Here is an 18431-nt window from a genome sequence, read left to right on the forward strand (position 1 = left end):
ATCGACGGGGGAGTTTGGCACCTCGATGTCGGCTCATCACATCCTGGGGCTGTAGCCGGTCCCAAGGGTATGGCTGTTCGCCATTTAAAGTGGTACGTGAGCTGGGTTTAAAACGTCGTGAGACAGTTTGGTCCCTATCTGCAGTGGGCGTTGGAAGTTTGAGAGGGGCTGCTCCTAGTACGAGAGGACCGGAGTGGACGAACCTCTGGTGTACCGGTTGTCACGCCAGTGGCATCGCCGGGTAGCTATGTTCGGGAGAGATAACCGCTGAAAGCATCTAAGCGGGAAACTTGCCTCAAGATGAGACTTCCCGGAGGGTTAACCTCCCTGAAGGGTCGTGGAAGACCACCACGTTGATAGGTCGGATGTGGAAGGCGAGCGATCGTCGAAGCTAACCGATACTAATTGCCCGTGCGGCTTGACTCTATAGCCCTGAATCGTTGCCGGCTCGACCGGCAAGCGATGGGCGCTCAAACCCTCATGTATCTCCGAATTGCGCTGTGCGCGCCACCCGGCAATGAGACCGGAATGCGCTGCAGCCCGCGTTAATGCCTGATGACCATAGCGAGGTGGAACCACCCCTTCCCATCCCGAACAGGGCCGTGAAACGCTTCAGCGCCGATGATAGTGCAGACTACCTGTGCGAAAGTAGGACATCGTCAGGCACCCCCACAAACCAGAATGCCCCGCCTCGGCGGGGCATTTTGCATTTGGCCTTGGCTTGCCTGCAGGTTGTCCGCCAGGCTTGTCCATCGTCGTTCGATCGTTCGATCCATCACCCGAGACCGTGGCCCCCAGGCGTTCGCGAGCAAGTCGGTCCCGCTTTTCGGCCGCTCGGTTGGCGAGCCGCGTGCGTGTTTCAATCCGGGCGCGCTTTTGCTAAACTCACCGGCTAAGTAAGGCACAAGGGCACGGAGATGGGCTGCGGCCCATTTTTTGTTTGTGCGATGAATCGCAACCAGTACGAATGGGTCGAGCGGGCAGTGACCGGACTGGGTTATGAGTTCGTACACCTGGAATGGGTGCCGCGCAGCGGGTTGATGCGGGTCTACATCGACAAGGAAGGCGGCGTGAACTTGGACGATTGCGCGCGCGTCAGCGAACACCTCGGCCGGTCGATGGCGGTGGAAGGCATTGCCTACGACAGACTGGAAATATCGTCACCGGGATTGGATCGCCCGCTGGCGCGGGAACTGGATTTCAAGCGTTTCGCGGGACACAAGGCGCGGATTGTCTTGCGTATCCCGGTAAGCGGACGCAAGACCATAACGGGCGTGATCGGCGAGAGCAAGAACGGCTCGATCGTCCTGGCGGCTGACGGCAATGTGGTGTTCGTAATCGATTTGGCGAACGTCGACAAGGCCCGGCTGGTGCCCGAACTGTAGGTTGGAGATGACAAGTGAGTCGTGAGATTCTGCTCTTGGTCGATGCGCTGGCTCGCGAAAAGAACGTCAATCGCGATATCGTCTTTGGCGCGCTCGAGCTTGCGCTCGCGTCTGCGACGAAGAAGCGCTTCAAGGAAGATGTCGATGTCCGTGTGAGTGTCGATCACGACACCGGCGATTTTTCCAGTTTCCGCCGCTGGCAGGTCGTGCCCGACGACGAAGTGGAATTGCCTGCCGCGCAACTGACTTTGAGCGAGGCCCAAAGCAGGCAACCCGATATCGATGTCCACGATTACGTCGAAGAGCCGCTCGAGAAAGTGGAGTTCGGCCGCATCGGGGCACAGGCGGCCAAGCAGATCATCTTGCAGAAGATCCGCGACGCGGAACGGGAGCAAATTCTCAACGATTTCCTCGCCCGCAAGGAGTACCTGGTCACGGGCTCCATCAAGCGCATGGACAGAGGTAACGCCATCATCGAGTCGGGGCGGGTGGAGGCGCTCTTGCCGCGCGACCAGATGATCCCGAAAGAAAATCTGCGCATTGGCGATCGAGCTCGGGCGTACCTTTGGAAGATCGATCGCAACGCGCGTGGTCCGCAGTTGATCCTGTCGCGCACCGTTCCGGAGTTCCTGGTGAAGCTCTTCGAGCTCGAAGTCCCGGAACTGGAGGACGGCCTGCTCGAGATCAAGGCGGCAGCACGTGATCCGGGTTCGCGCGCCAAGATCGCCGTGAAGTCGAACGATCCCCGCATCGATCCGATCGGCACCTGCGTCGGGATGCGCGGCTCGCGCGTGCAGGCAGTCACGGCAGAACTGGCGGGAGAGCGTATCGACATCATCAACTGGTCGCCCGACCCTGCGCAATTCGTCATCAGCGGGCTTGCTCCCGCGGAAGTGAACAGCATCGTCGTCGACGAAGAGAAGCACAGCATGGATATCGTGGTCGACGAAGACAACCTTGCTCAGGCCATTGGCCGCAGCGGGCAGAACGTTCGCCTCGCGAGCGAACTGACCGGCTGGGAGTTGAACCTCATGACGGTCGAGGAATCGCGCCAGAAGCAGGACGAGGAAAGAACGCGGCTGCGCAGCGCGTTCATGGAAAAGCTCGATGTGGACGAAGAAGTTGCCGACATCCTGGTCCAGGAAGGCTTTTCCAGCCTCGAGGAAGTCGCCTACGTACCGATCAACGAGATGCTGGAGATCGAGGCCTTGGACGAAGATACCGTGAACGAGCTGCGCAGCCGCGCGCGCAATGCGCTCCTCACCCAGGCCATCGTCAGCGAAGAACGCCTCGAGCACGAGCTCGAAGATCTGCTGCAGCTGGAAGGGATGGATTCGGAGACGGCCCGCCAGCTCGCCAGCCAGGGCGTGGCCACGCGGGAAGAACTGGCCGACCTGGCCACCGACGACCTGATCGAGATGATCGGCATCGATCAGGAGCGTGCCAAGCAACTCATCATGGCTGCGCGTGCGCCGTGGTTCGCGTAAGGGGCGGGGAGGTAGATCATGGCCCAGAGCAGTGTCGTGCAATTTGCAACCGAGCTCGGATTGCCTCCGGCTCTTCTGGTGGAACAGCTTCAGGCTGCCGGCGTGAAGAGAGCGCTCGGCGAAGAGACCGTACTCACCGAGTCCGATAAGGCGCAACTTCTCGAGTATCTGCGCCAGGCGCATGGAGCCGTGAAGGAGCCTAAGACACGCATCACGTTGACGCGGCGCCAGACCACCGAGATCAAGAAGGCGGACAGCACCGGAAAAGCGCGCACGATCCAGGTCGAGGTGCGCAAGAAGCGTGTCTTCGTCAAGCGCGATGCGACTGCGGGCGAGCCGGCGCCTGCGGAAGCGCAGGCACCCGTCATCGATCAGGAGCAGCAGGCGCGCCGCGACGAGGAAGCTCGTCAGCAGGCTGCGCTAAGCGCTCGCCAGGCGGAAGAGGTTCGAGCCAAGCAGGCAGCAAGAGCAGGCAAGGCGCAACCGGAAGAAGCCCAGGCTCCTGCCGAAGCGCCACCGGAGACGACCGCCACCGAGGCCGCGCCTGCAGCCGCTCAGGCGGCCCCTGAAGCGCCCCCTGCTGTGCCAGCCGCCGAAGGCGTGATCGCCGGCAGTACCCTGCACAAGCCTGCCGTCAGGGCCGACGAGCCGGCGAAGCCGAAGAAGGTACCGGCGAAGAGGCCGGTAGTCTGGCAGGACGAGGGCGCCAAGCGCCGGACGATCAAGACCCGAGGGGATGCATCGGGAGGGATGGGCTGGCGCGAGCGACGGGACCGTTCCACGCGCGCCCGCGAAGAAGAGGGGGGGCGACATGGCTTTTCGGCGCCAACCGAGCCGATCGTGCGCGAGATCATCGTGCCTGAAACCGTCACCGTGGGTGCGCTTGCACAGAAGATGTCGGTGAAAGCCGCCGAAGTCATCAAGGTGCTGATGAAGATGGGCAGCATGGTGACCATCAACCAGGTGCTCGACCAGGATGCGGCCATGATCGTGGTCGAAGAGATGGGACACGTCGCCAAGCGCGCCAAGCTGGACGACCCCGATTCGTTCCTGGCCGAGGCGGCGGAGCACGAGCCGGCGAGCCTGGAACCGCGTGCGCCGGTGGTCACGGTAATGGGCCACGTCGACCACGGCAAGACGTCGCTGCTCGATTACGTCCGGCGAACCCGGGTTGCTCACGGCGAGGCTGGCGGCATCACCCAGCACATCGGGGCCTACCACGTGGAGACGCCCAGAGGCGTTATTACGTTCCTCGATACGCCGGGCCACGAGGCGTTCACCGCCATGCGGGCACGCGGCGCCAAGGTCACGGATATCGTCGTGCTGGTTGTTGCCGCCGATGACGGTGTCATGCCGCAGACCATCGAGGCTATTCACCACGCGAGGGCGGCGAAGGTGCCGATCGTCGTCGCCATGAACAAGATCGACCGCCAGGAAGCGAATGCGGAGCGGGTACGCCAGGAACTGCTCGCGCACGAGGTCGTTCCGGAAGATCTCGGCGGCGACACCATTTTCGTGCCCGTGTCGGCCAAGACCGGGCAGGGCGTGGATACGCTTCTCGAAGGCATCCTGCTGCAGTCGGAGGTGCTCGAACTGAAGGCGCCGAAGGACGCGCCCGCTCGCGGCATCGTCATCGAATCGCGACTGGACAAAGGTCGCGGCCCCGTCGCCACCGTGCTGGTGCAATCGGGCACCTTGAAGCGTGGCGATATCGTGCTGGCCGGCTCGGTGTTCGGCCGCGTTCGTGCGATGCTCGACGAGAATGCAGACGCCATCAACGCTGCGGGTCCCTCCATACCGGTGGAGATCCAGGGGCTCGCCGACGTGCCGGCGGCGGGCTCCGAGTTCCTCGTGCTCGGCGACGAACGAAAGGCGCGCGAGATCGCTTTGTTCCGTCAGGGCAAGTTCCGCGACGTCAAGCTCGCAAGACAACAGGCTTCCAACATCCAGAGCATGTTCGAGCAGATGGGCGAGGGTGGAGCGAAGTCTTTGGCCGTGATCATCAAGGCCGATGTACAGGGTTCGTACGAAGCATTGGCGCATGCGCTCGGCAAGCTTTCGACCGACGAGGTGAAGGTCAACGTGCTGCATTCCGGAGTCGGCGGCATCACCGAGTCGGACATCAACCTTGCGCTCGCCTCGAAGGCCCTGGTGATCGGCTTCAATACTCGTGCCGACACGACCGCGCGCAAACTCATTGCGGCCAATGGGGTCGACGTCCGCTACTACGACGTCATCTACGAAGCGGTGGACGAAATCAAAGCGGCGCTCTCCGGGATGCTGGCGCCCGAGAGCAAGGAAAGCGTCCTCGGACTGGTCGACATCCGGCAGGTCTTCCGCATTTCGCGAGTAGGCGTGATCGCCGGCTGCTACGTGCTCGAAGGCGCCATTCGACGCGGGGCCCGCGTTCGGTTGCTGCGCGACAACGTCGTCATTCACGACGGCGAGTTGTCTTCGCTGAAGCGATTCAAGGACGACGTGCGAGAGGTGAAGGCGGGATTCGAGTGCGGCCTGTCGCTGAAGGACTTCAATGACCTGAAGATCGGCGACCAGCTCGAAGCCTACGAAGTGGTGGAAGTAGCCCGCACGTTGTGACGGGCCCTGCCATTGGCAAACTGGAACCGTCATGGCCCGAGGCAGCCGGGGACGTAGGCAGGGGCAGGAAATTCAGCGGCTCCTGCCCGACCTGCTCAGACTGGAACTGAAGGATCCGCGCGTCACCGGCATGATCACGGTGACTGCTGTGGAGGTATCGCATGACCTTTCGCAGGCGAAGGTGTTCGTCACCGTGCTCGGGTCGCCGGATACCGAGCTGACGCTGGAGGGATTGAACCGTGGCAGCGCTTTCCTGCGCTCCGGTCTCGCGCAGCGGCTGCGTTCGCGTACAGTGCCTGCCCTGCACTTCGTCTACGATGCCAGCGTCGAACGCGGTGTAGAGCTGACCCGGCTCATCGAATCCGCAGTGCGCGACGATCGCGACGCGAGCAAGCCCGATCAGGACGAGAAGTAGCCAGCGGGCGAATCAAAGGGACTACCATGCGCGCTGCCCGCAGCGTCGACGGCGTGCTCCTGCTCGACAAGCCAGGTGGCCCGTCGTCCAATCAGGCATTGCAGCGAGTCAAGCGGTTGTTCGAGGCACGCAAGGCGGGCCACGCCGGAACGCTGGACCCGCTGGCGACCGGTTTGCTGCCCATCCTGTTCGGGGAGGCAACCAAGTTTGCGTCCTATTCGGCCGACGCGTCGAAAGCGTACGAGGCGACCGTCCTGCTGGGTGTGCGCACGAGTACTGGCGACATAACGGGCGAAATCCTGGAACGGCAACCGGTCCGTTGCTCGAGACAGGCGCTCGAGTCGGCGCTCGACCGTTTCCGTGGATCGATATACCAGACGCCGCCGATGCATAGCGCTCTAAAACTGGACGGCCAGCCGTTGTACCGAATGGCGCGCCGCGGCGAAGTGGTGGTTCGCGAGCCGCGCCCGGTTCGTATCGAGGAGCTCGCGTTGCTGGGCGAAATCCGCGGCGATGAATTCGACCTGCGGATCGCCTGCAGCAAGGGCACCTATATCCGTGTCCTGGCAGAGGACATCGGTGCTGCGCTGGGATGCGGAGGCACCCTCACGCGCCTCAGACGTACGCGAGTCGGCTCGTTCGATGTCGAGAATGCAATTTCGATGGATGCGCTGGAGGGCATGATGGCGCAGGAGCGTAGGGCTGCGCTGCTAGCGATCGATGCGGGCTTGAGCGAGCTTCCCGAGCTCGCGCTTTCCGAGGACCAGGTTGCGTGTATTCGCCACGGTCAGCTGATCGATTTGCAGCAAGCGGAAATTCCCGATCGCACCTTTCGGTTGTATGGCCGCGCATCGGGATCGTTCCTGGGACTCGGTGAAGCGTCGGCCGGAACGCTGCGTGCGCTCCGACTGGTGTCGCAACCCGGCGAATCTCCCCTCCAACAAATGACTTGAGACCGCGCCACCGTAACCGGTAAAATGCGCGTTTCTCCGGATCGAAGAGACCTTCATGGAGCTGTCAGACAAGTCCAGGATCGTTAGTGATTACCAGCGAAGCGGCACCGATACCGGCTCCCCGGAAGTGCAGGTCGCGCTGCTTTCGGCAAGGATCTCGAGCCTGACCGAGCACTTCAAATCGCACGTGAAGGATCACCACTCCCGGCGGGGGTTGCTTCGCATGGTCAGCCGCCGACGCAAGCTACTCGACTATCTCAAGCGCACCGACGCGGATCGCTACAAGACCGTCATCGAGCGCCTGGGATTGAGGAAGTAACAGCTCGCATCGCGTGCCGGCCCGGTCGAACCCTCTCCCAGACTCGGCAATCGACCTGCCGAACTCATCATCGAGGAATCAAACTTGAAGCAAGTCAGGAAATCGCTGACGTGGGGCCGGCACCGGCTTACGTTGGAGACCGGCGAGATCGCGCGGCAGGCCCATGGCGCGGTGGTCGTCGAGATGGAAGACACCGTGGTCCTCGTGACCGTGGTGGCCAAGCAGGATGTATCGCCCGGGCAGGAATTTTTTCCGCTGACCGTAGACTATCAGGAACGCACCTATGCCGCCGGCAAGATTCCTGGTGGCTTTTTCAGGCGCGAGGGACGTCCTTCGGAAAAGGAGATTCTCACCTGCCGCCTGATCGACCGGCCGATCCGTCCGCTATTCCCCGACGGATTCTTCAACGAAGTGCAGGTCGTCGCGACAGTGCTGTCTTCGAACAACGAGATGGACTCCGATATACCGGCCATGGTCGGCGCGTCGGCTGCGCTCGCCATTTCGGGCATTCCGTTCAACGGTCCGATCGGCGCCGCCCGTGTGGGTTATGTGGATGGACAGTACGTTCTCAATCCGACGGCCACCGAACTCAAGACTTCACACTTGAATCTCGTCGTCGCCGGCACGCAGCAGGCTGTGCTGATGGTGGAGTCCGAGGCGCAAGAGCTTCCCGAAGAGGTGATGCTGGGTGCGGTGGTATTCGGTCACCAGCAAATGCAACCGGTGATCGATGCGATCAACGAGCTTGCCGAAGAAGCCGGTCGGCCGCTCTGGGACTGGGCGCCTCCACAGCAGGACGCCAACTTGGTTGCTCGGCTCGATGCTCTGGCACAGGTCGATCTCGAAGCCGCATACCAGATCAAGCTCAAGCAGTCCCGCTCGCAGAGAATCGACGAGATTCGCTCGCGCGTACTCGCTGAGCTGTCCGAAGGGGAAACGCCCGCGGCTTCCACGAATGCGATCAAAGGCCTGTTCGGAGACCTCGAAGCAAAAATCGTAAGAAGTCAGATCCTCCGCGGCGAGGCCCGGATCGATGGGCGCGATACGCGCACGGTGCGGCCGGTATCGGTTCGGGTCGGCGTGCTGCCACGGGTGCACGGCTCGGCGCTGTTCACTCGCGGCGAAACGCAAGCACTCGTGGTCGCCACCCTGGGCACGAGCCGCGACGAGCAGATCATCGATGCGCTGCAGGGCGAGTTCAGGGATCGCTTCATGTTTCATTACAACATGCCCCCCTACGCGACCGGCGAGACCGGGCGGGTCGGCTCGCCCAAGCGACGCGAGATCGGGCATGGGCGACTGGCGAAACGCGCCCTCATATCGATGTTGCCTTCCGCCGAAGAATTCGGCTACTCGTTCCGAGTGGTGTCCGAAATCACCGAATCCAACGGTTCCAGTTCCATGGCCTCGGTGTGCGGCGGCTGTCTTGCCCTCATGGACGCCGGCGTGCCTATGAAGGCGCACATCGCGGGTATCGCCATGGGATTGATCAAGGACGGCAATCGCTTCGCGGTTCTGACGGACATCCTGGGCGACGAGGATCATCTGGGCGACATGGACTTCAAGGTTGCAGGAACCGACCGCGGGATTACCGCCCTGCAAATGGACATCAAGATCAACGGCATCACCAAGGAGATCATGCAGGTCGCCCTCGACCAGGCCAAGGAAGGGCGCATGCACATCCTGGAGATCATGAAGGAGGCGATTCCCAATCCGCGCGCCGATATCTCGGCCTACGCCCCCCGGATGATCACCGTCAAGATCAAGCCCGAGAAGATCCGCGACGTCATCGGCAAGGGCGGCGCTGTGATTCGCGCGCTGACGGAGGAGACTGGAACGTCCATCGACATCGCCGAGGACGGAACCGTGACCATTGCCAGCGTGTCGTCCGAAGGCGGAGAGCTCGCCAAGCGCCGAATCCTGGAGATTACCGCCGAGGTCGAGGTGGGCAAGATCTACGAAGGCACGGTGCTCAAGCTGCTCGACTTCGGAGCGATCGTGAGCGTGCTGCCCGGCAAGGATGGCCTCCTGCATATTTCGCAGATCGCCAACGAGCGTGTCAACAGCGTGGCCGACCATCTCAAGGAAGGTCAGAACGTGCGCGTGAAGGTGCTCGAGGCCGACGAGAAGGGCCGGCTGCGGCTGAGCATGAAGGCTGTGCAGGCGGAGGCGGCCGCGACGACGGCGTCGTAAGTGACGTAAGCGCTTATTGCGCGGAAAGCAAAAAGGGCGGGATGAACCGCCCTTTTTGGTTTCGGTGGACGTAGTTTACTTCGCCACTTGTTTTTCTCGTATTTCCTCTAGGGTTTTGCAATCGATGCACAGTGTAGCCGTCGGACGCGCTTCGAGCCTGCGTAACCCGATTTCGATGCCGCAGCTTTCGCAATACCCATACTCTCCGGCGTCGATCTTGCCGATCGTTTCTTCGATCTTCTTGATCAGCTTTCGCTCCCGATCGCGATTTCGCAATTCCAGCGCCATGTCCGACTCCTGGCTTGCGCGATCGTTGGGGTCCGCGAAGATGGTCGCTTCGTCCTGCATCGTGTGCACGGTGCGGTCGATGTCCTTGCTAAGCTCGGTCTTCAGCGCGTCGAGAATGTTGCGGAAATGGGCGAGCTGCCTGGGGTTCATGTACTCTTCACGGGCTTTGGCTTTGTACGGCGTGAAGTGCTTGGTGATTTCCGTTTCCATCAGTGCTCTCTGGCTCTCCGGCGACCGGGGGGGGGTCCGAGTGAAAGTCGCGAATTATACCGGAAACGATTCGCGGGATAAGGCAAAAAGACCTGTAAACACGGCACCATTTCGCGTCTTACGGCGTGGGCGGCTGCCAGAGCAACTGTCGCGCAGGAATTGCACGAGGTTGCGCCCGGCGATCCTTTCAGCGCTCTATAAGTAGTAGTCAGCCGGCATCGAAGACTTGCGAAGCGAGAGCTGCGGCCCAGGGTGTTTGCGAACCACGATGCAGCTTGTTGACCAGGCGAACTTGGGCAAGGTAGCATTCAAGGGCCAGGTCGCGATCCCAAGCCGTATGGCTTCGCCTTCCGAAAGGCGGCAGTCTCGAACTTCGGATTTTGGTGCCCGTAGCTCATCCGGATAGAGCACCAGCCTTCTAAGCTGGGGGTAACAGGTTCGAGTCCTGTCGGGCACGCCACTGTCCGGTAGTGGTGGACGTAGCTCAGTTGGTAGAGTCCCGGATTGTGATTCCGGTTGTCGCGGGTTCGAGTCCCGTCGTCCACCCCATCTCCTTTTTCTCCAGCCGAGCGCGCGGGCGGCCTCACCTTCGTCGCCGATCTGCCCCGACGCTCAATGTTTCGAAATCGACGCCGTAATGCTCCGGGTTGCCCGGAGCGCTCTTCTGCCGCGCCCTCGCACCCCGCACCCCGCACCCCGCACAGCGTCGTCGCACCCTCGCCACGGACGTTGAAATCCTAACATCCGGTTTCACCCGCGCCGCCGATAGTGCGCACCTAACAATATGAAGTGAATACGAATTTTCCTTCGAAGGCCTCCCGTTTCAGCTGGCATATGTGATGCGTTCGGGTTGGTCAGAAGATAGAGAGGATGCGGGGGCAACATGATTCGAATATTCAGTCACTACATCCCGATACGGACACTGTTCCTGGTCGGATTGGAGACGCTGGTACTGGTCCTGTCCATCCATTTCGGGCTCGCCTTGAGTGGGCTGTCACCCGACACAGGCACTGCGCAGTCGTTTTCCATCGCCCCAACCGTCCTGATGCTGGCCGTCTTTATTCTGACGACCATGACGGCAATGGGTCTCTACGATTCCGAGGTGCGCGAAGCGGTCGGCATAACGCTGTTGCGGCTACTGCTTGCCTTCGTGCTCGGGCTGGTGCTCGCCGCGCTCGCCATCAACCTGGTGCCGTCGCTCGCACTGGGCCCCAATGCGCTCATGAGCGCATTCGCAGTTGCCCTGGCGGGCAGTGCGGTAACCCGATTGGTGGTCGTAGGATGGATCACCCCGCATGCCTTTCAAAGACGCGTACTGGTGTTGGGTACGGGCAGCAGGGCTGCCAGCGTGGAAGATCTCGTGAAGGGCAAGGACGATTACATCAGGATCGTCGGCTACCTGCCGACCCAGCCCGCTCAAAACCTCGTCGAATCCGGCCGCATTCTGTCTCGATCCGAATCGCTGGTGGAGGCGGTGAAACGCCATAGAGTCAGTGAGATCGTCATTGCCGTGCGAGACCGGCGCGGGGGCATCCTGCCCGTGCAGGAGTTGCTCGAATGCAGGCTGCGCGGCATCGCGGTCACGGACCTCGCCTCTTTCTTCGAGCGCGAGCGATGCCAATTGCATCTCGAGTCGCTCAATATGAGCTGGATGATCTTCGGGGAAGGTTTTCGCCAGGGATTCCTGCGGGAGACGGTGAAACGGTTTTTCGACGTGGCAACCAGCGGCGCCCTGGTGCTGCTGACGCTGCCCGTAATGCTGCTCACCGCGCTTGGCATCTATCTGGAGGACGCTGGCCCCATCCTTTACCGCCAGGAGCGGGTGGGGCAAGGCGGCCGCGTGTTTACGATTTTCAAGTTTCGCAGCATGCGAAACGATGCGGAACGCGACGGGCGACCGCGCTGGGCGGGCACCAACGACGATCGGACGACGACGATCGGACGGATCATCCGCAAGCTGCGCATCGACGAACTGCCTCAGATCCTGAATGTCTTGCGCGGCGACATGAGCTTCGTCGGACCGCGCCCCGAACGGCCATTCTTCGTCGAACAGCTGGCCTCGAAGATCCCGTACTATGCCGCGCGCCATTCGATCAAGCCCGGGATCACGGGCTGGGCGCAGGTACGTTACCCCTATGGCGCCTCCCTTGACGATGCCGTGGAAAAGCTCCAGTATGATTTGTATTACGTTAAAAATCATACGCTTTTCCTCGACATCATGGTCTTGATCGAAACCGTGCAGGTGGTTCTGTGGGGCAAGGGAGCCCGCTAGCCATCGCTGCACCAGCATATGGCCTCCGATGGCGATATCGATCGGCACGCTGAGCTACACGGCCGCGGCGGCCGCGTACTGTTTTGTGAGCGCCCTGCTGCTTACGAGTTGGCGCGGGCGCCTGCCTGGAGCTCTATTATCGTTTGCCAGCCTGATCACCGCCCTGTGGGCGGGCACAATGGCATACCAGGCCGCTCAGCCGGACGCTTGGAAATTGCCGGCGGAGCTGCTCGAGATCGGACACAAGACGGCCTGGCTCGTCTTCCTGCTGGTCCTGCTGGGTTACGCTCGTCACGCGATACGACCTGCAGATGCGGGATTGCGCAAGGTCGCAATCTCGATTCTCGGAGCATGCATCGCGATCATCGCGCTAACGATCGCCTTACGCATCCCGGCCGATTCGGCCACGATGCGCGAATGGCGTTTCCTCACCTCCATTCTGGCACCCGGCCTGCTGGCGTTGATCGGTATGCTGCTGGTGGAGCATCTGTACCGCAATACCAATCCGCAGCAGCGCTGGAGCCTCAAATTCCTGTGCCTTGGGCTCGGGGCCTATTTCGCCTTCGACTTTTACCTGTTCTCCGATGCGATGTTGTTTCGGAGAGTCAATCCGGAGATTTGGAGCGCACGTGGGGTCGTGGCCGCCCTCATCGCGCCGTTCCTGGCCGTTTCCGCGGCACGCAATCCGACATGGTCGCTGGACGTTTCGGTGTCGCGGCAGTTCGTTCTGCATTCGACGACGTTGCTCGGCGCTGCGGCGTACCTGCTGGTGATGGCTACGGCCGGCTATTACATCCGCTTTTTCGGCGGAACCTGGGGGGGATTGCTCCAAGCCACCTTTCTGTTCGGCGCCGGCGTCTTGCTGGTTCTCATGCTGTTCTCGGGCACGCTGAGGGCGCGATTCAAGATATTCCTCAGCAAGCATTTCTTCAGCTATCGGTACGACTATCGGGAGGAGTGGCTGCGATTCACCACGCGGTTGTCGAAGACCGAGCCTGGCACGAGGGTGCAGGAGCGATGCATCGAGGCGCTCGCCCAGTTGGTCGAAAGCCCGGGCGGTGCGCTCTGGATGAGGCAGGAAAGCGGCGTCTTCGAGCGCGTGGCGCAGTGGAATTTCCCGGCCACCGATGGATCCGAAATCGAAAGCAGCAGTCTGGTTCGGTTCTTCCAAAAGCGGCAGTGGATCGTCCACCTCGACGATTACCGGCGCAGTGCGGAGTTCTATGAAGGATTGGAGCTACCCGCTTGGTTGAGTGGACTGCCCCAGGCTTGGTTGGTCGTTCCGCTCAGCATGCAGGATGAAATCGCTGGATTCGTGGTGCTCGCTCGCTCGCGAGCACGCCTGACGGTCAATTGGGAGATCAGCGATCTGTTGCGGACCGCGGGTTGCCAGGCGGCAACCTATGTCGCACAGGCGCAAGCTGCAGAGGCGCTCGCTCGTTCCAAGCAGTTCGAGTCGTTCAACAAGATGTCCGCATTCGTGGTGCACGATCTGAAGAACCTCGTCGCGCAACTCTCGCTGTTGCTGCGCAATGCCCAACGCCACAAGCACAATCCCGCGTTCCAGGAAGACATGCTGGGGACGATCGAGTCCTCGGTGAACAAGATGAACCGCATTCTGATGCAACTGCGCAGCGGCGGACTGCCGGTCGAGCGCCCGGTTCCGATTCGCCTGGACGATGTGGTCGCTCGAGCGGTGGCCTCCAAATCGGCATATCACCCCAAGCCCTGTTTGGATATTGCGGCGAAGGACGTGTGGGTGGCGGCCAGCGCCGAGCGCCTGGAGCGTGTGGTCGGGCATCTGGTGCAGAATGCCCTGGAAGCCACGCCTGCGCATGGAAGCGTCGACGTTCGGGTGTCCCGTCAGGGGGTCGATGCCACGATCGAGGTGCGCGATACCGGCAAGGGCATGAGCGAGGAGTTCATACGCGATACCCTGTTCAAGCCCTTCGAAAGCACCAAGCGCACCGGCATGGGAATAGGCACTTTCGAAAGCCGCGAATACATCCGTGAGCTGGGCGGGCGCATGGAAGTCAGCAGCCAAACCGGAAAGGGATCGACATTTCTGATCGTCCTGCCCGTGGCGGAGCGGCTTCGGTCGATCGATGAAATAACTCTGCGGGAAGGTGTTGGGTGAGCAAGAACGGTAAAGCAAGTCTCCTCGTGGTAGAGGACGACCCAGGACTGCAGAAGCAAATGCGCTGGGGTTTCGACAACTACGAGGTGGTATTGGCGGGAGATTGCGACGCCGCCATTGCACAGATGCGCCGCTTCGAGCCCGCGGTCATGACCCTGGATCTCGGTTTGCCGCCCGACCCCGATGGCGTTTCGCAAGGCTTCGAGACTTTGCGAAAGGCGCTGGAGCTGTTTCCGGACACCAAAGTCATCGTGATCACCGGCAACCAGGATCGGGCCCATGCCGTCCAGGCCGTCGGCATGGGGGCGTACGACTTCTACCAGAAGCCGTTCGATCCCGACGTTCTGGGACTCGTCATCGATCGCGCGTTTCGGCTCCACCAGCTGCAGGCCGAGAACCGCAAGTTGATGACTCGCTCGGTGGCATCGGGCGCGCAAGGCATCATCAGCCACGATCCAGCAATGCAGCGTCTGACTCGCACCGTGGAGAAGCTGGCCCCATCCGACGCAACAGCGCTGCTGCTTGGGGAAAGCGGGACCGGCAAGGAGCTATTCGCCCGCGCGCTGCATGAGCTCAGTCCGCGTGCGTCGAATCGGTTCGTGGCCATCAATTGCGCCGCGATTCCGGAGAACCTGCTCGAGAGCGAGCTGTTCGGGTACGAGAAAGGGGCCTTCACCGGCGCTGGAAAGCAGACGCGCGGCAAGATCGAGTACGCCAATGGCGGTACGTTGTTCCTGGACGAGGTGGGCGACCTGCCGCACTCGCTGCAAGCCAAGCTGCTTCGATTCTTGCAGGAGCGTGTGGTGGAGCGAATCGGCGGGCGCGAAGAGATAGCGGTGGATGTGCGCATCGTCTGCGCCACGCACCAGAATCTCAAGGACATGATGCAACAGGGCCGCTTCAGGGAAGACCTGTACTATCGGCTCAGTGAGGTCATCCTCGAGATTCCGGCGCTGCGCGAGCGTCAAGGTGACTCGATGCTACTCGCGAATGCCTTCCTGGTGAAATTCACTCAGCAACAAGGGAAAGGCTCGATGCATTTTTCCGAGGAGGCCGCTGAAGCGATCGAGGCGCACCCATGGCCGGGCAACGTGCGCGAGCTCGAGAATGCGGTCAAGCGCGCCGTGATCATGGCCGACGGTACGCGGATCGCCCGCGAAGACCTGGGTATCGCGGGCGCCGGGGAAAAACCGGGTCCGGTGAATCTGCGCCAGGTGCGGGAGGAGGCCGAGAGAAAGGCGATCGTGAGAGCACTGAGCCGTTCCGACGGCAACCTCGTAAAAGCCTCCGAGCTGCTTGGCGTGAGCCGTCCAACGCTATACGACTTGCTCAACCGTTATGACCTGAAGTCGGTCCGCTAAGGCGAATACGATGCGCTGCTCCCTCGACAAACGGCCTTTCCGGTCCAAGTTCATCGCGACGGCTCTTCAATTGTTGATTGCCCTCGCACTGGTCTCGTGCGGAGGCGCCAACCCGGATCAACAACTTGAGGCTGCAAAGGCGCGAGCTGCCAAAGGCGAGTTGGCTGCTGCCGTGATCGAGTTGAAGAGCCTGCTGCAGGAGCACCCGGAGCACGCCGAGTCGCGTTTGTACCTGGGCCTGATATACAGCGAGACGGGCGACTATCACGGCGCGGAAAAGGAGTTGCGCCGTGCGCTGGAATTGCGCATCGAGCCCGCGCGCGTGCTGCCGACGCTTGGCAAAGTGCTCGTGCTACAGGGCGATGCCCGGAAAGTTCTGGCCGAGATCTCTGCCGACGCCACGCAGGAGCCGGAGGCACTCGCTGGAATTCTCGCCGCACGAGGACTGGCGCACATCGCGCTACGCCAGCCCGGCGAAGCCCGTGCCTCGTTCGATAAGGCTCTGGCGCTCAAGACCGATCACGTCGACGCGCGCTTGGGGAATGCGCGATTGCTTGCAGGAGAAGGCAACATCGAAGACGCGCTCGGCGAGGTCGATCGCGCTCTGGTCACAGCGCCCAAGTCCACAGAAGGGCTCATGCTCAGAGCCGACCTGTTTCGCGCGGGCAGACGCATGGACGACGCGCGCTCGGCATATCTATCGGTGGTAGAGAATCATCCGGGTCACGTCGAGGCATTGCTCGCTTTGACATCCTTGGCTATCGCTACGGGCAAGCTCGACGAGGCAAATGGGCATGTCGCCAGCGTGCGCAAGGCTGCCCCCGGCAATGCAATGGCTTCATATTTCGAGGCCTTGATCCATTTTCGCAAAGGCGATTTCAAGGCGGCGCGCGACGCGATCGGTTCAGTCCTCAAGGTCGCGCCCAAGCATCTTCCCAGTGTGCTGGTCGGTGGGGCAGTCGAATTCGCCTTGGGCTCGCAAGAGCTTGCGCAAAGCCGGCTCAGGTACGTGCTCGAGCGGGCCCCAGCCAACGCGTATGCGAGGCGCCTACTGATCGCGTCTTATGCGAGGGCTGGCCAAACGCACAAGGCACTGGAGCTGCTCAACCCCGTCCTCAAGAAAGGCACCAAGGATCCAGCGATCCTCGCGTTGGCAGGCGAAGTCCACATGCAGCTGAATGACTACGAGCGGGCGAAGAAGTTTTTCGAGCAGGCTGCTGCGTTGGACCCGAAGAATGCGGCCATGCGCACCGGCTTGGGGTTGAGCCAGCTCGCCGCTGGCGACGTCGATGCGGCGACGGCGGAACTGCAGTCTGCATCCGCGCTCGATGGAGACAGGTATCACGCGGACGTGCTACTCATTTCGACCCATCTGCAGCGCCGCCAGTATGCGCAGGCATTGAAAGCGGCGCGGGCGCTCGAATCCAAGCAGCCCAGCAACCCGATGACCTACAACCTGCTCGCGGCGGCTTACATCGGAAGCAACGACATACCGGCAGCGCGGCGCTCGTTGGAAAAGTCGCTTGCCCTGCAGCCCGGCTACACGCCGGCCGCCCTGAACCTGGCGCAACTCGACCTCCAGGAAGGCAACAAAGCGGCCGCACGCAAGCGCTTCGAGGACATGATTGCCAGAGATCGATCCAACGTCCAGGCCTACATTGCGCTTGCTTCGCTCGGCCCGCGCATCGACGCCAAGCCGAGCGAGATCCAGGCCTGGCTGGAGGCGGCGCGACGCGAGGGGCCCGGGACCATCCAGCCGCTGGTGATGCTCGCGCGATTCTACCTCCAGTCAGGGGAACCCAAGAAGGCGCTAGAGCTGATGGAACAGGCTTTGATCGGTGCGCCGGACAATCCCGAGGTACTTGAGCTCACGGGCCAAGTTCAACTTGCGGCCGGGGAGAAAAATCGCGCGCTGGCGACGTTTTCCAAGTGGGGCACGATCCAACCGGCGTCTGCCCAGGCAGCGTTCAGGATGGCGATTGCACAGCTGGCCAATGAGGATTCCACCGCGGCGACCAATTCTTTGCGAAGAGCACTATCGAATCGACCTGAGTTCCCGGAAGCCCAGGTGATGCTGGCCGACGTGGCAGCGCGTAACGGTCGTCGGGACGAGGCGCTGAAGATCGCACAGGAATTGCAAAGACAGAATACAAAGTCGCCAGTAGGTTGGATCGTAGAAGGTGACATCCTCATGCTCGAAAAGCGATTCGGGCACGCGGTGACGGCTTATCAGAAAGCGTACTCCCTCTCCAAGTCGGGACCGATTGCGATGAAACTGCACTCGGCCTTGGTGCAGGAGGGGAAGAGTAATGAAGGGGAAAGCAAGCTTAAGGAGTGGCTGAAGTTTAAACCCGACGATGTCCCTGTTCGCCTGTACTTGGCGGAACACTATCTTAAAGGCATGCAGTATCAGAAGGCGATCGGGGAGTACGAATTCTTGCTCTCCAACTATCCAGAAAATCTGGTCGTACTGAACAATCTTGCATGGTGCTATCAACAGACAAAGGATGCCCGAGCGGTTGAGATCGCAGGGAAGGCACTCAGGCTGGAACCAGAGAATGCGGCGGTGATCGATACAATGGGGTGGATATTGGTGGAACATGGTGATGTTCAAAGGGGGGTCGAGCTCTTGCGAAAAGCCTCAGCGCTTGCACCCAAGACCCCGCAGATACGTTATCACTATGCCCAAGGTTTGGCGAAAGCGGGTGAGCGCACCAAGGCCAAGGAAGAGTTAGAGCGCCTCTTGCTCGATTTTCCGAAGTTTCCTGGAAGCGGAGAAGCGATGAAGCGACTTGCCGACTTGCGTGGTCGCTGAC

12 protein-coding genes, 2 tRNA genes and 2 rRNA genes are annotated in these 18431 nt (G+C 61.4%); 15 read left to right on the plus strand and 1 reads right to left on the minus strand.

What is annotated here, in order from left to right; all coding sequences use genetic code 11:
• The 9 genes from GEV05_18705 to pnp all read left to right on the plus strand — a co-directional run.
• Nucleotides 1-442, plus strand: a 23S ribosomal RNA gene (locus GEV05_18705); the annotation flags it as partial.
• Nucleotides 443-551: 109 nt separating this feature from the next.
• Nucleotides 552-665 (plus strand): 5S ribosomal RNA (rrf, locus tag GEV05_18710).
• Between the two features lie 282 nt (nt 666-947).
• Nucleotides 948-1385 (plus strand): ribosome maturation factor RimP, encoded by a 438-nt coding sequence (rimP, locus tag GEV05_18715; protein ID MPZ45383.1) that lies wholly within the window; start codon nt 948-950, stop codon nt 1383-1385.
• 14 nt (nt 1386-1399) lie between these two features.
• Nucleotides 1400-2872 (plus strand): transcription termination/antitermination protein NusA, encoded by a 1473-nt coding sequence (gene nusA / locus GEV05_18720; GenBank protein MPZ45384.1) that lies wholly within the window; start codon nt 1400-1402, stop codon nt 2870-2872.
• An 18-nt stretch (nt 2873-2890) separates the two neighbouring features.
• On the plus strand, nt 2891-5467 hold the full coding sequence (infB, locus tag GEV05_18725) for a translation initiation factor IF-2 (protein MPZ45385.1): 2577 nt from the start codon (nt 2891-2893) through the stop codon (nt 5465-5467).
• Between the two features lie 31 nt (nt 5468-5498).
• On the plus strand, nt 5499-5882 hold the full coding sequence (rbfA, locus tag GEV05_18730; GenBank protein MPZ45386.1) for a 30S ribosome-binding factor RbfA: 384 nt from the start codon (nt 5499-5501) through the stop codon (nt 5880-5882).
• A 26-nt stretch (nt 5883-5908) separates the two neighbouring features.
• Nucleotides 5909-6835 (plus strand): tRNA pseudouridine(55) synthase TruB, encoded by a 927-nt coding sequence (truB, locus tag GEV05_18735; protein ID MPZ45387.1) that lies wholly within the window; start codon nt 5909-5911, stop codon nt 6833-6835.
• Between the two features lie 55 nt (nt 6836-6890).
• Nucleotides 6891-7154 carry a 30S ribosomal protein S15 gene (gene rpsO, locus GEV05_18740; GenBank protein MPZ45388.1) on the plus strand — a complete coding sequence of 88 codons (264 nt, stop codon included), beginning with the start codon at nt 6891-6893 and terminating at the stop codon, nt 7152-7154.
• Nucleotides 7155-7238: 84 nt separating this feature from the next.
• Nucleotides 7239-9347 carry a polyribonucleotide nucleotidyltransferase gene (gene pnp, locus GEV05_18745; GenBank protein MPZ45389.1) on the plus strand — a complete coding sequence of 703 codons (2109 nt, stop codon included), beginning with the start codon at nt 7239-7241 and terminating at the stop codon, nt 9345-9347.
• 75 nt (nt 9348-9422) lie between these two features.
• Here pnp and dksA read toward each other — a convergent pair whose 3' ends face one another.
• A complete protein-coding gene (gene dksA, locus GEV05_18750) occupies nt 9423-9845 on the minus strand; it encodes an RNA polymerase-binding protein DksA (GenBank protein ID MPZ45390.1) in 423 nt (140 codons plus the stop codon).
• 383 nt (nt 9846-10228) lie between these two features.
• Here dksA and GEV05_18755 point away from each other — a divergent pair.
• From GEV05_18755 to prsT, 6 genes are all read left to right on the plus strand, one after another.
• Nucleotides 10229-10305: transfer RNA gene (locus tag GEV05_18755), tRNA-Arg, on the plus strand.
• Nucleotides 10306-10318: 13 nt separating this feature from the next.
• A tRNA-His gene (locus GEV05_18760) sits at nt 10319-10394 on the plus strand.
• 334 nt (nt 10395-10728) lie between these two features.
• Nucleotides 10729-12117 (plus strand): TIGR03013 family PEP-CTERM/XrtA system glycosyltransferase, encoded by a 1389-nt coding sequence (locus GEV05_18765; GenBank protein ID MPZ45391.1) that lies wholly within the window; start codon nt 10729-10731, stop codon nt 12115-12117.
• 28 nt (nt 12118-12145) lie between these two features.
• Complete coding sequence (gene prsK / locus GEV05_18770; GenBank protein MPZ45392.1) at nt 12146-14254, plus strand: PEP-CTERM system histidine kinase PrsK; 2109 nt, start codon at nt 12146-12148, stop codon at nt 14252-14254.
• On the plus strand, nt 14251-15615 hold the full coding sequence (gene prsR, locus GEV05_18775; protein MPZ45393.1) for a PEP-CTERM-box response regulator transcription factor: 1365 nt from the start codon (nt 14251-14253) through the stop codon (nt 15613-15615). The genes prsK and prsR overlap by 4 nt, the downstream gene beginning before the upstream one ends.
• A 10-nt stretch (nt 15616-15625) precedes the next feature.
• Entirely contained in the window at nt 15626-18430 is a 2805-nt protein-coding gene (gene prsT, locus GEV05_18780; protein MPZ45394.1) for a PEP-CTERM system TPR-repeat protein PrsT, read from the plus strand.
• The last annotated feature ends 1 nt before the right edge of the window (nt 18431 follow it).

This window comes from Betaproteobacteria bacterium (assembly GCA_009377585.1).
Classification (GTDB): domain Bacteria; phylum Pseudomonadota; class Gammaproteobacteria; order Burkholderiales; family WYBJ01; genus WYBJ01.